Origin of the sequence: Neptunicoccus cionae, from assembly GCF_002860325.1 — a bacterium.
In the GTDB taxonomy this organism is placed as follows: Bacteria; Pseudomonadota; Alphaproteobacteria; order Rhodobacterales; family Rhodobacteraceae; genus Amylibacter; species Amylibacter lutimaris.
This window is the reverse complement of the sequence record NZ_PKOJ01000016.1, coordinates 1-11,843: the sequence shown is the minus strand read 5'-3', so window position 1 is coordinate 11,843 and position 11,843 is coordinate 1. Positions and strand designations below refer to the sequence as shown.

Below are 11,843 nucleotides of genomic sequence, written 5' to 3'. Positions count from 1 at the left end.
GATGGTACTGCGTCTTAAGACGTGGGAGAGTAAGTCACTGCCAAACCTAGTAAGTATTAACAAAACAAAATGCTCTCAAAACGATCACAAAAAAACACAAACCGGCCGCCCAAAAAGGGCGGCCGTTTGCGTTCAAGGGGGGGCCTGATTTCTTTGCCCTTTTCCTCCTGGATTTCCCTGATTCTACACCCATTGGTAGCTTGCATTCGGCGCTGTGAATTATTCGCGGTTGCGGAGGCCTTACACTGTAAACCTGATGTTGCCTGTTGGTTGAATTTTTCACACAAGAGTTGAACAAGCCTTAAGCAAAACGTGTTTTGTGCGTTTTTCATGGGCAAATGAACGGGTCGTTATCTTGCCTTGGGGGAAATAACAGATATGCTTACGGCATCTGCTAATACTGCAATCCAAAGGAAATTTGATGAAGCTTGCTCTCCTGACCGCTACTTGTGTGGCGGCACTTGCCACCACTGCTGCCCAGGCCGAAACTTTCACCATCTCGTGGTGGGGATACAACGGTGAAAAGCTGAAGGCGAACATTGTGGAGCCGTTCGAGAAAATCTGCGGTTGCGAGGTCGTTTTTGAAACCGGCAACAACTCCGACCGTCTGGGTAAACTGCAAGCCCGCGGTGGTAAGGGCGTTGATGTGATTTACCTGACGGACAGCTATTCCCAGTTGGGTGTTGAAGCTGGCACTTTCATGAAGCTGGACCGCTCCCGTCTGCCTAATATCGAAAACCTCTATGAACTGGCACAAGATCCTCAGGGCGGTTACGGTCCGGCATATGCGGTCGGACGCGCCGGTGTCGTTTATGATTCCGCCAAGGTAGAGCCGATCACAAGCTGGAATGATTTGTGGCGCGAAGACCTGAAAGGTCAGGTAACCCTGCCGGGTATTACAACGACTGCGGGGCCGATGGTTGTGGTTCAGGCCGGCAAGAAAGCCGGTGTGGATGCATTTGAAGACGAGGATGCGGCTTTTGCTGCGATTGAAGAACTGAAGCCCAATTCGGTTAAGAACTACAACACCGGCTCTGAGATGGTGAATCTGATTTCCACCGGTGAAGCTTCGGTTGCGATTGCACAGGATTTCACGCTGGCTTCCCTGCAAAAAGCTGTGCCGACAATGACATGGGCAACTCTGGATGACGGGGATATTGCGACGCTGAACACAATCAACATTCCGGTCGGCGCCGAAAAGGTGGATCTGGCTTACGAATTTATCAACTTTGTTCTGTCCAAAGAAGTTCAACAGGTGAATGCAGAGCAGGGTGTGGATGCGCCGGTGCATACAGGTGTTGAACTGACACCCGAGCAGGCTGCGATCTGGACTTACGGTCCTGAAGCGATCGCCAAGCTGAACCGGATGGATTACGCCAAGATGAACGCGGCAAAAACCGACTGGATTGACCGCTGGAATGAAATCTTCGGGATGTAATCCTTCACCGGCATCGTTTATGAGGCGGGGCAACAGTTTTTGCTCCGCCTTTTCTTTTCAAAGGAAGTCCAATGTCTAATCGCCTGCGCGCCTGGCTGCTTGCGACACCGGCCATACTGCTGGTCTTTATCTTTCTCGGGCTGCCGGTACTTGCAACTTTTGCAACCACCTTCGGTGATCCCAAAGGTCCGTTCTCGACCTATGCCGCCTTCTTCAATTCCCGTTTCCGGATGACCGTTCTGTGGCGCACAATGGAAGTGGCGCTGGTTACGACGATCATTTCTGTTGCTATCGGTTTCTGTACGGCATGGGTCGTGGCCCGTATGCCCGGACGGATCAAAAGCCTGCTGATTATCGCGGCTGTCTTTCCTTTGCTGACTGGGGTTGTCGTGCGCTCCTTTGCCTGGCTGGTTATTCTTGGCAAGAACGGCATTTTAAACAATTTTTTGATAAAAATCGGTGCCATAGCAGAGCCTTTGTCCATGCTTTACACCCAAGGTTCGGTAATTGTGGCGATGGTTTATCTGTTTGTGCCGCTGATGATCCTGACCCTTGTCGGGGTATTGGAAGGGATTCCGCAGGATATGACCGATGCGGCGGCTTCGCTGGGGGCAACCCCTGCGGCGACGTTCCGGCAGGTTGTGTTGCCAATGGCTGTCCCTGGGCTGATTGTCGGGGCGGTGCTGGTGTTTACCGGATCGTTCACGTCTTACGCCACGCCGCAACTTTTGGGCGGGGAGCGTCAGATGATGATGGGTACATTCCTTTATCAGCGGGCGATGGTCACATTTGACTGGGTCGGTGCCTCCACCATTGCTGCGGTGATGGTAGTTGTGACGCTGACGACTGTGTTGATCATGTCCAAAGTGGCACGCAAACTTAATCCGATGGCGGGGTAAACATTATGAAAACACGCATTCACCCTGTCCTGATTGTGCTGACAGTCCTGACCTTTCTGTTTCTGCTGGGGCCGCTAGTGGTGATCATCGGATCGGCACTTTCAGATACGACCTATCTGACATTTCCGCCCCAAGGGCTGACCTTGCACTGGTTTACCAATATCTTCGAGATATCGGCATTTACCCGTACGATGGGGACTTCCTTTATGCTGGCGGTTGCGGGGACCACACTGTCCATGCTGATTGGTATTCCGGCGGCCTATGCGATGGCGCGCTACCGGATCGAACTTCCGGCCTTTCTGGGCAATGTCTTTGTTTTGCCGATCCTGATTCCGGAAATTGTGCTGGGTTTCTCGCTGATGAAATCTCTGGCGAGCGGTTTCGGCCTGCCGATTTCACTGGCTTTGCTGGTGGGACATGCGCTGATCGTTTTGCCTTATACAGTGCGGGTGGTCGGGGCGTCGCTGAACAGTTTCGACTTTTCCATTGAAGAGGCCGCGGTGTCCCTTGGGTGCCCCCGCATTAAAGCGTTCTTCACTGTGGTCCTGCCCAATATTCGCGCAGGCATTATTGCCGGTTTCATTCTGGCCTTTATCACCTCTCTCAACGACGTTTCGATTTCGATCTTTCTGACCGGACCCGGCGTTTCCACTCTCCCGATCCAGTTGCTGGCCCATATGGAGCAGTTCTTCGATCCGACAATCGCGTCGGTGTCGGTGCTGCTGATGGGCGTCACAGTTGCCGTTATGGCTGTGGTTGAACGGACCCTTGGACTGACTTTCCTGACAAAATGACCCAATCTCTGACACTTGAAAATATCAATGCCCATTACGGCACCACACAGGTGCTGGAAGATCTGTCGCTGCATATCGCTGAAGGAGAGTTGGTTTCCCTGCTCGGGTCTTCGGGCTGTGGCAAGACAACCACCTTGCGTCTGGTGGCGGGCTTTCTGGAACCGACATCCGGTTCGATCAAACTCGGGGATCGCGATCTGACGCGGTTGCCCGCACATGCCCGCGATATTGGTCTGGTGTTCCAGACCTACGCGCTGTTCCCCCATCTGACGGTGCGGGACAATGTCGGTTTCGGCCTGAAGCAACGGAATATCTCCGGCGCGGAGCGTAAGAAACGTGTGGATACGATGATCGAACGGGTCGGTCTCGGGGAATTGGCAGACCGTCATCCGGCGAATCTGTCTGGCGGTCAGCGCCAGCGCGTTGCCTTGGCCCGCGCACTGGTGATTGATCCGCCACTACTGATGTTTGATGAACCGCTGTCCAACCTTGATGCCAAATTGCGGGTGGATATGCGGGTGGAAATCCGGCGCCTGCAACAGGCCAATGGCACCACCGCGTTGTATGTGACACACGATCAGGAAGAGGCGTTTTCGATTTCTGATCGGGTGGCGATTATGAAGGGCGGCAAGATCATGCAGCTTGATACGCCCGAAGTGCTCTATTCCCGTCCGGCCAACGCTTTCGTTGCGGATTTTGTCGGCTTTGACAATATGATCGAAATGGAAGCGATTGCCGAAGCTGGGGATGCGGTACGGGCACAAATGGCGGGAGGCGTTCAGATCGATCTGCCCAAAAGCCAGTTTACCATTCCGTCGAAAAAATTCCTGTTTGCAACCCGTCCCGAAGGCCTGTTGGTGGAACCCGAAACGAGCGGCTTCGGTATTCCGGCAGAGCTTGGGATGCGCACCTATATTGGCCGTGCCTATCAATACCATTGCGAGACAGCGGCAGGAGTTGTGATGGCCAACGGCCCACAAGCCACCCCGTTTGAAAGCGGTAGCGCGGCGATGTTGGTTCCCCAGCCAGAGCAATGCTGCCTGCTACCGACAGAGTCCTGATGTCTGTTATCGCAAATGCCCGCATTCTGACGATTGACGGGCAGATGACAGAGATTGAGCGCGGCTGGATCGCGTTCGAGGGTGATAAAATCACGGCACTTGGCGCAGGGGATGCGCCAGATGATCGCGGTCCTGTTCTGGATGCGGGCGGGGATCTGATTATGCCGGGCATGGTTAATCCCCATTGCCACATGCCCATGACCCTGTTTCGCGGTCTGGGTGAAGATGTAGACGACAGATTGTTCCGCTATATCCTGCCGCTGGAACGGGCTTTGGTCACTGAGGACGTGGTGGCCGTGGGCGCACAGCTTGCCGCGCTGGAATTGATCCGCGGCGGTGTCACCACGGTTGCGGATATGTATTATTTCGAGGACCGCATAGGTGCGGTTCTCGATCACAGCGGGTTGCGCGGTGTGGTTGGCCAGACCATCGCCAATTTTAACGCGCCCGATCACAAGACCTTTGACGAGGCTTTCGCCCGGCTCGACGCGCTGGCCGATCTTTACAAGGATCATCCTCGCGTGACGGCTTCGGCCGCACCCCATGCGCCTTACTCTACCGGAATTGAGGGGATGATGCGGGTGGCAGAATGGTCTGCGAATCATGCCGGTCTGCCGGTGCAGATGCATCTTGCGGAAACAGATGCGGAACTGGCTTGGGCGAAAGAGAACCACGGATGTACCACGGTTGAGGCCGCCGATCGCGCGGGCCTTTTGACGCCAGCTTTGGTGGCAGCCCATGTGATGTACCCTACCGAATCCGATATGGACCTGATGGCAGAGCGGGGCGTTCACGTGGCCTATAACGCGCGGTCCAACGGTAAGGCAGGACGCGGGATCGCCCCGATCACAGCCCTGCGGGACCGCGGTATTAAGGTCGGGATCGCGACGGACGGGCCGATGTCGGGCAATACGCTTGATCTGTTTTCCCAGTTCGCCCCTGCCACAATGTTCCAGAAAATCGCCGGAAAATCCCGAGGCATCCTACCCTGCACAGACGTCATTCGCATGGCCACGATCGAGGGCGCTGCGACCCTTGGCATGGCGGATCGTATCGGATCGCTGGAGGTCGGCAAACAGGCCGATCTGATCCGGATCTCGCTGGATGATCCACGGCTCCACCCGGTCTACGACATCTATTCCATGCTGGTTTTTGCAACCCTGCCCACAGACGTGACCGGAACAATGGTGGCGGGAAACTGGCTGATGCAGGGACGGCAGTGCCTTACGGTAGAGGCGGATAAGGCTCTGTCCGATGCGTTGCAGGTGGCCAAGCAGTTCAAGGCGCGGATTGTCGAAATCGACACCGCTGCGGATTAACAATTTAGTATCATTTAAAGACAGAGGCAGAAAATGACCGACACGCTCTCCCATATCGACGCAACAATGGATGACCGTCTGGCGCGTCTGTTTGATTTCATCCGCATTCCTTCTGTTTCGACCGATCCGGCTTTTGCGCCCGAAGTTGCCCGCGCGGCCGAATGGCTGGCGCAGACCCTGCGGGACATGGGCGCTGATGCAACCGTGCGCGAAACCATCGGCCATCCGATGGTTGTGGGTCATCTGGATGGTCCGGCTGATGCGCCCCATGTTTTGTTTTACGGTCATTACGATGTGCAACCCGCCGATCCGCTGGACCTGTGGAACACTGACCCGTTCGAGCCGCAACTGGTTCCCGTGGAAGGTGACACCCATATCGTCGGGCGTGGCGCGTCTGATGATAAAGGCGCGTTGATGACCTTTGTCGAAGCCTGCCGTGCGCTGATCGAGACCAATGGCAGCCTGCCCATCCGCGTCAGTTTCCTGTTTGAAGGGGAAGAAGAAAGCGGTTCCCGTTCGCTGCCCGGATTTCTGGAAAGTGCAGCGGAGGAACTGGCCTGCGATGTGGTTCTGGTGTGTGATACGGATATGTGGGACCGCGAGACCCCTGCGGTTACGACAATGTTGCGCGGTCTGGTCGGGCAGGAAATCACAATTCAGGCCGGCGACCGCGATTTGCACTCCGGCATGTTTGGCAATGCGGCGGCCAACGCGCTGGCGGTGATGTCCGATGTGCTGGCCTCTCTGCGCAGTGCCGATGGCGGCATTGCGATTGCTGGATTTTACGACGGGGTGCAGGAACTGCCAGAAGAAACCGCCGCTGAATGGGGGGCTTTGCCGTTCGATGAGGCAGGTTTCCTTGAAAACGTCGGATTGAAGCATCCCGCAGGCGAGGCTGGCCGCCCCGTATTGCATCAGGTCTGGGCGCGTCCGTCCTGTGAAATCCACGGCATCTGGGGCGGCTACACCGAACCGGGTTTCAAAACGGTCATTCCCTGTGAAGCCCACGCAAAACTGTCCTTCCGTCTGGTGGCCGGACAAGACCCTGAAAAAATCCGCACGGCGTTTCAGGACCATGTGCGGGCCAAACTTCCCGCCGATTGTTCTGTCAGCTTTTCCGATCACGGACTTTCCCCCGCTTGGGCAATGGACCGTGAAAACCCGTTTCTCGCGCCAACCCTGTCGGCTTTAGCGGATGAATGGGGGCGTTCGACCACCTGCGGGACAGGCGGTTCGATCCCGATCATCGGCGCGTTGCGGGACAAACTGGGGGTGGATGCTTTGCTGGTCGGCTTTGGTCGCTTTGACAACCGCATCCACAGCCCGAATGAGAAATACGACCTGTCCAGCTTTCGCGGCGGGATGCGGTCCTGGGTGCGCATCATGGAAAAGCTGGGCGCATGAGCATCATCATCGACACCGACCCTGGCATTGATGACGCAATCGCGATTCTTTACGCGCTGAACCATCCGGAACAGGATATCACCGCGCTGACGACGGTTGCCGGAAATATCGGCCTGTCCGTCACAACCCGTAACGCGGGCCGGATTTGTGCGCTGGCACAGGTGGACACGCCGGTTCACGCAGGTGCTGCGGCACCGCTCGGCAAAGAGGCGAACCCCGAACTTGGCATTCACGGCACTGACGGTCTGGGCGGTGTGGTCTTTCCCGAACCGCTTTTCCCGCCGGCGAGCGAGGACGGGGTGGGTGCAATGGCGGCGATCCTGATGGCCCATCCGCCCCAAAGCGTCGATCTGTTCTGCCTCGGGCCGCTGACCAATCTGGCGCTTTTGCTGGAACAGGCACCCGAAGCCGCAAACCGCATCCGGCGGGTGATCGCTATGGGGGGCGCAGTGGATGAGCCGGGGAATGTCGGGCCGAAAGCGGAATTCAACATCGCCCATGATCCCCACGCGGCGGCGGCGGTATTCGCTGCGGGACTGCCGTTTGCGCTGATTCCGCTGGATGCAACGCGGAAGGTGCGGGCGGATCAAACCTATATAAAGGCGTTGCGTGATACGGGCGCACCAGCAGCCATTGCGTCTGCGGAATTGATAAACGCTTATTTCGCCGCCACAAACGGGGCCGAGAGCCGCCCGCTGCACGATCCCTGCGTGCCCTTACTGGCGCAACATCCCGAACTTTTCCGACTGGAGGATCGCAAGCTGTCGGTCGATCTGGAGACAGGCGCTTTGGTGGCGGGAGAGCACACGATCAAAGTTGCGATGGGCGTGAACGCGGATGGCGCACGCGCTGCATTGCTCCACGGGTTGTCGTGCTAAAGCAGCGGCTGTGCGTCGAGGATTTCCATGAATACAGCGGCCACCTTAACCCGATCTTCATTAATGGAGTCTATCCCATCAAGGGAGCGGGGTAAGGTGGCGGCTGCTTTACTTCAGCTCTTCGGCGATGACGGCGCACCAGTAGGCGACACCGTGGGGAATGCAGGCATCGTTGAAATCATAGTTGGTATTGTGGTGCTGCCCGTTTTCGCGGGTTTCACCCATGCCCAACCAGACATAAGCGCCGGGAATACGGGTGCCGAATTCGGCAAAGTCGTCCCCTGCGGTGGACGGTGGAAACTGCGTGCGCATCCGCTCCGCCCCCAGCGCGGCAACGGCAGCTTGTTGTGCGATGGCGGTCGGGGCAGGGGCGTTAACCACCGGCGGGATACGGCGGATAAACGTGTAATCCGCTTCGATCCCGAAACCGGCAGCGACACCTTTTGCATGGCGGCCGATGGCCTCGTCAAGCTGGTCGCGCACCTCGGCGGAATAGGCCCGCGCCGTGCCACCGATACGAACCACGTCGGGAATCACGTTCAGCGCGGCAAAATCTCCGGCTTCCAGCGCACAGGCGGAAACCACCGCAGGTTCCAGCGGGTCAACTTCACGCGCGACGATGCTGTGAAGTTGCGACAGGAAAACACCCGCCGCTGTCACCGCATCGCGCCCCTGATGGGGTTTCGCCCCGTGGCTGCCGATACCGCGAAAATCAATTTTCCAACTGTCCGAACTGGCCAGTTGCGGTCCTTCCACGGCAGCCACCACGCCCAGATCCAATCCCGGCATATTGTGCAGCCCATAGGCCGCATCCACCGGAAAACGGTCGAGAAACCCGTCCTCCATCATCGCCTTGCCACCGCCGCGCCCTTCTTCGGCGGGTTGGAATACGAAATGCACCGTGCCGGAAAAATCGCGATCCACCATCGCCTCGGCAGCGCCAAGCAACATGGTCGTATGCCCGTCATGGCCGCAGGCGTGCATTTTACCCGCAACTTTGGACGCATAGGGCAGGCCGGTTTCTTCCGGCATGGCCAGCGCATCCATATCTGCCCGCAAGGCAATGGCGCGGTTGCCGCTGCCCTTGCGCAACGTCCCGACAACGCCAGTTCCACCAATGCCGGTTTCCACCTCCAGACCTGCGGCCCGCAAACGCTCTGCCACAATCCCTGCGGTGCGGTGTTCTTCAAACCCCAATTCGGGATGCGCGTGAAGATCGCGGCGCAATTCGGTAAGTTCGGCAAGCGTGCTTGCGTCCATCAAAGCGGTATCCGGCATGATAAATTGTCCTTTCAATTTGGACGCAAACCTACGCAAAAGCAGCAGGTAAACAAGGAGAAAGCAGCATGAGAACCGATGTATGGCAAAGCCTGCACAGTGATTTGCCCGCAGGCGTGCAAGCGGATAACGAAACCTACGCTGTGCCGTTTAAGAATCACACGATCCTGCTGCCCATTCGCGCCTTGGGGGATGGTGAACGCGGGGTGGCATCCCTGATCCTCAATCAGGCGAGCTTTACAGTACTTGATGCATTGGCCGACGGATTGGCCGCGCAGCTCGCGTCCCATGCGCCGGATGTGATCGTATCCGTGCCAACGCTGGGCCTGCCGCTCGGGGAAGCGGTGGCGCGGCGGCTCGGCCATTCCCGCATGGTGCCGCTCTCGACCTCGCGCAAGTTCTGGTATGATGAATCGCTGTCGGTCGATATGTCCTCCATCACATCGCCCGGCAAAGGCAAGCGGCTATACCTTGACCCACGCATGGTGCCTTTGCTGAAGGGCCGCATCGCCGTGGTGGATGATGTGCTTTCCTCGGGGAGCTCAATCGCATCGGTGCTTGCACTGCTGAAACTGCTAGAGATCACGCCCGCCGTCATTGGTGCCGCGATGTTGCAAGGGCAGGGCTGGGCCGATCATGTGGGGGATTGCCCGGTAGAGGGCGCATTTCGCACGCCAATCCTGCGCAAAACGGCGGATGGATGGTCTGCCGGTTAATCGCCCGAGCGCAGGAAAAATTTCGGGCCGCAACAGGGCTGCCAATATGACAGGAGGCTACAATGGCCGGAAACATCGACTTTGATCAGGAAATCGAGCTGCGCAAAAAGCTGGTGCAGGTGGCGTTGGGCCGTGAACCCGCCGATGTGCTGTTACAGGTGGGACGATTGCTCGACACCGGAACCGCAAGCTGGATCGAAGAGGCTGACATCGCCATTGCTGAAGGGCGCGTTGCCTTTGTCGGGCCGCGGGGCAGTTTCGCCGGAACCGCCGCCAAAACCGTGGATCGCACGAAATTCTCAGCGGTGCCGGGGCTGGGCGAGGTACACAAACACATCGAAAGCTCCCACATCACACCGGAATTCGAGGCCGCGCTGGTTTTGCCACGCGGCAATACATGGACTTGCGAAGCCAGCCACGAACTCTCCAACGTCCTGCCCAAACGGACGCTGGATTTCTGGCTTGCCGCACGGGGCGCAGGCTCTCCGCTAAAGATTTTTCCGCTGCCCGGTTCGGCCGTTCCCCCCACAGGTTGGGAACACGGCGCCCATCTGGACGGGGCGGACCAGTCCGGCTTTATGCAAAGCCCGATGACCGCAGGTCTGGATGAAGTCATGGACTGGCCCGCCATCACCCAAACGGAAAACCCCGGCCACGGACGTCTGTGGTCCATGATCGGTGCCACGATGAAAGCCCGCGGTGTCGTAGAGGGCCACGGCGCCGGCCTGCGCGATCTACCGGATATCAATGCCTTTGCCGCCGCCGGTCTGGCCTCCGACCACGAAGCATGGACCGCCGAGGAAGCTTGGGACAAACTGCGCCGCGGCCTATTCATCGAGATCCGCGTTCATACCATGGATGATATTATCAAAGGATTAATAGAACGGGGGTTAAAAGACTGGAGTCAGGTAGCCGTGACCACCGATGACCGCAGCGCCACAGATACCCTGCGCTTGGGGGCATCGGATTATAACGTGCGTTGCGCGATCAAGGCAGGCCTGCCGATGGAAACTGCCGTGCAACTGGCCACCATCAACCCCGCCCGCCATATGCGCCTGACCCCATGGGTCGGCAGTGTCACCCCCGGGCGGTTCGCTGATATCGTGCTGTTGGAAGATCCCCAAAGCTTTACGATCAGCGAAGTCTGGGCCGACGGGCAACAGGTCTCGCAAGGCAGCGACTATCTGTTGGATCCGGTTCGCATCGAGTGGCCGGACTGGGCGCGCAATACTGTCAACATCGGGCGGGATCTGACAGCAGATGATTTCGCCATCAAAGCCGAAGCCGGTCGCAGCTCCATGCAGGCCCCAGTCCTGCGCCCCTTCCACTGGAGCGACGAAGTCCCGATCCGCACCCTGCCGGTCGAAAACGGGCTGGTACAACGGGACGACACGCAAAACATTACCAAGTTTTCCATCATCGACCGTTATTCCGGTAAAGGGGACGTGACCAAAATGTTCTGGCTCGGGTGCGGACCTCGGGATGCGGATACAGCGCTTTGCTGTTCCATGGGCCATGACAAGCATAACGTCTGGTGTGTTGGCTCGTCCGATCGGGCAATGGCGCAGGCTGTGAATGCGCTGGCCAATATGGGCGGCGGTTGGGTGCTGGTCCACAAAGGGGAAGTCACCGCACGAGTCCGCTATGAAATCGCCGGTCTGATGACAGCCCGTCGTGCCGAGGACAACGATGCCGAAATGCGCGCCCTCTATAAAGCGGCAGGGCAGGTGGACTGGATGTACGAACCTTCCTTCCATCCCCGCTGGCAACCTGGCTTTCCGGAACGGCTGGCAATTGCGACTCTCACCTGTGCGCCGTGGCGCTGGAACCTGATTGCCNTGGTTTGAGTCGTGGCGAGTCGTGTTCGATAGATGTGATTCCGGCGGATTTCCGGGGGTTATCAGGGTGAATTGGTTGTTTGGGGCGGTTCGGGCTGGATTTGGGGGATTGGTTTTGCGGTGTATGAGGTGATTAACGCCCATAAAATAAGGGGGTTCCAAAAAGATTGTGATTTTTCTGTAAAAAGGGGTTGCGGGTCTGAGTTAGTAGGCCTAAA

General features: G+C 57.7%; 10 protein-coding genes. 9 read left to right on the top strand and 1 reads right to left on the bottom strand.

The genetic code is table 11. From position 1 onward, the window contains the following. Positions 1-421 precede the first annotated feature (421 nt). The 7 genes from C0U40_RS20040 (at position 422) to C0U40_RS20010 (ending at position 7,793) form a co-directional block, all read left to right on the top strand. Positions 422-1,438: an ABC transporter substrate-binding protein gene (locus tag C0U40_RS20040; RefSeq protein WP_101657569.1), complete on the top strand. Its 1,017-nt coding sequence runs from the start codon at positions 422-424 to the stop codon at positions 1,436-1,438. A gap of 71 nt (positions 1,439-1,509) precedes the next feature. After that, positions 1,510-2,337, top strand: a complete 828-nt coding sequence (locus tag C0U40_RS20035; RefSeq protein WP_101657568.1) for an ABC transporter permease — start codon at positions 1,510-1,512, stop codon at positions 2,335-2,337. A 5-nt stretch (positions 2,338-2,342) separates the two neighbouring features. Further along, positions 2,343-3,131 carry an ABC transporter permease gene (locus C0U40_RS20030; RefSeq protein ID WP_101657567.1) on the top strand — a complete coding sequence of 263 codons (789 nt, stop codon included), beginning with the start codon at positions 2,343-2,345 and terminating at the stop codon, positions 3,129-3,131. Continuing rightward, on the top strand, positions 3,128-4,192 hold the full coding sequence (locus C0U40_RS20025) for an ABC transporter ATP-binding protein (RefSeq protein ID WP_101657566.1): 1,065 nt from the start codon (positions 3,128-3,130) through the stop codon (positions 4,190-4,192). The genes C0U40_RS20030 and C0U40_RS20025 overlap by 4 nt, the downstream gene beginning before the upstream one ends. Beyond that, the gene (locus C0U40_RS20020) at positions 4,192-5,511 is read left to right on the top strand and encodes an amidohydrolase family protein (RefSeq protein WP_101657565.1); all 1,320 of its coding nucleotides are present in this window, start codon (positions 4,192-4,194) and stop codon (positions 5,509-5,511) included. Before C0U40_RS20025 ends, C0U40_RS20020 begins: the two co-directional genes overlap by 1 nt. 33 nt (positions 5,512-5,544) lie before the next feature. Then, entirely contained in the window at positions 5,545-6,915 is a 1,371-nt protein-coding gene (locus tag C0U40_RS20015) for a M20/M25/M40 family metallo-hydrolase (RefSeq protein WP_101657564.1), read from the top strand. After that, positions 6,912-7,793 carry a nucleoside hydrolase gene (locus C0U40_RS20010; RefSeq protein WP_101657563.1) on the top strand — a complete coding sequence of 294 codons (882 nt, stop codon included), beginning with the start codon at positions 6,912-6,914 and terminating at the stop codon, positions 7,791-7,793. Before C0U40_RS20015 ends, C0U40_RS20010 begins: the two co-directional genes overlap by 4 nt. A gap of 108 nt (positions 7,794-7,901) precedes the next feature. On the opposite strand, the gene C0U40_RS20005 is transcribed toward C0U40_RS20010, so the two are convergent. After that, positions 7,902-9,071, bottom strand: a complete 1,170-nt coding sequence (locus tag C0U40_RS20005; protein ID WP_101657562.1) for an amidohydrolase — start codon at positions 9,069-9,071, stop codon at positions 7,902-7,904. 68 nt (positions 9,072-9,139) lie between these two features. Here C0U40_RS20005 and C0U40_RS20000 point away from each other — a divergent pair, with 68 nt between their 5' ends. Together C0U40_RS20000 and C0U40_RS19995 are read left to right on the top strand one after the other, a co-directional pair. Beyond that, positions 9,140-9,787 carry a phosphoribosyltransferase gene (locus tag C0U40_RS20000; RefSeq protein ID WP_101657561.1) on the top strand — a complete coding sequence of 216 codons (648 nt, stop codon included), beginning with the start codon at positions 9,140-9,142 and terminating at the stop codon, positions 9,785-9,787. Positions 9,788-9,849: 62 nt separating this feature from the next. Continuing rightward, positions 9,850-11,634 (top strand): adenine deaminase, encoded by a 1,785-nt coding sequence (locus C0U40_RS19995; RefSeq protein ID WP_101657560.1) that lies wholly within the window; start codon positions 9,850-9,852, stop codon positions 11,632-11,634. Positions 11,635-11,843: the final 209 nt, after the last annotated feature.

Excerpts from the sequence above, each read along its gene's own strand:
- C0U40_RS20025 (WP_101657566.1), top strand. The coding sequence starts at position 3,128 with ATGACCCAATCTCTGACACTTGAAAATATCAATGCCCATTACGGCACC.
- C0U40_RS20005 (WP_101657562.1), bottom strand. The coding sequence starts at position 9,071 with ATGCCGGATACCGCTTTGATGGACGCAAGCACGCTTGCCGAACTTACC.
- C0U40_RS20010 (WP_101657563.1), top strand. The coding sequence starts at position 6,912 with ATGAGCATCATCATCGACACCGACCCTGGCATTGATGACGCAATCGCG.
- C0U40_RS20030 (WP_101657567.1), top strand. The coding sequence starts at position 2,343 with ATGAAAACACGCATTCACCCTGTCCTGATTGTGCTGACAGTCCTGACC.
- C0U40_RS20040 (WP_101657569.1), top strand. The coding sequence starts at position 422 with ATGAAGCTTGCTCTCCTGACCGCTACTTGTGTGGCGGCACTTGCCACC.
- C0U40_RS20020 (WP_101657565.1), top strand. The coding sequence starts at position 4,192 with ATGTCTGTTATCGCAAATGCCCGCATTCTGACGATTGACGGGCAGATG.
- C0U40_RS20035 (WP_101657568.1), top strand. The coding sequence starts at position 1,510 with ATGTCTAATCGCCTGCGCGCCTGGCTGCTTGCGACACCGGCCATACTG.
- C0U40_RS20015 (WP_101657564.1), top strand. The coding sequence starts at position 5,545 with ATGACCGACACGCTCTCCCATATCGACGCAACAATGGATGACCGTCTG.
- C0U40_RS20000 (WP_101657561.1), top strand. The coding sequence starts at position 9,140 with ATGAGAACCGATGTATGGCAAAGCCTGCACAGTGATTTGCCCGCAGGC.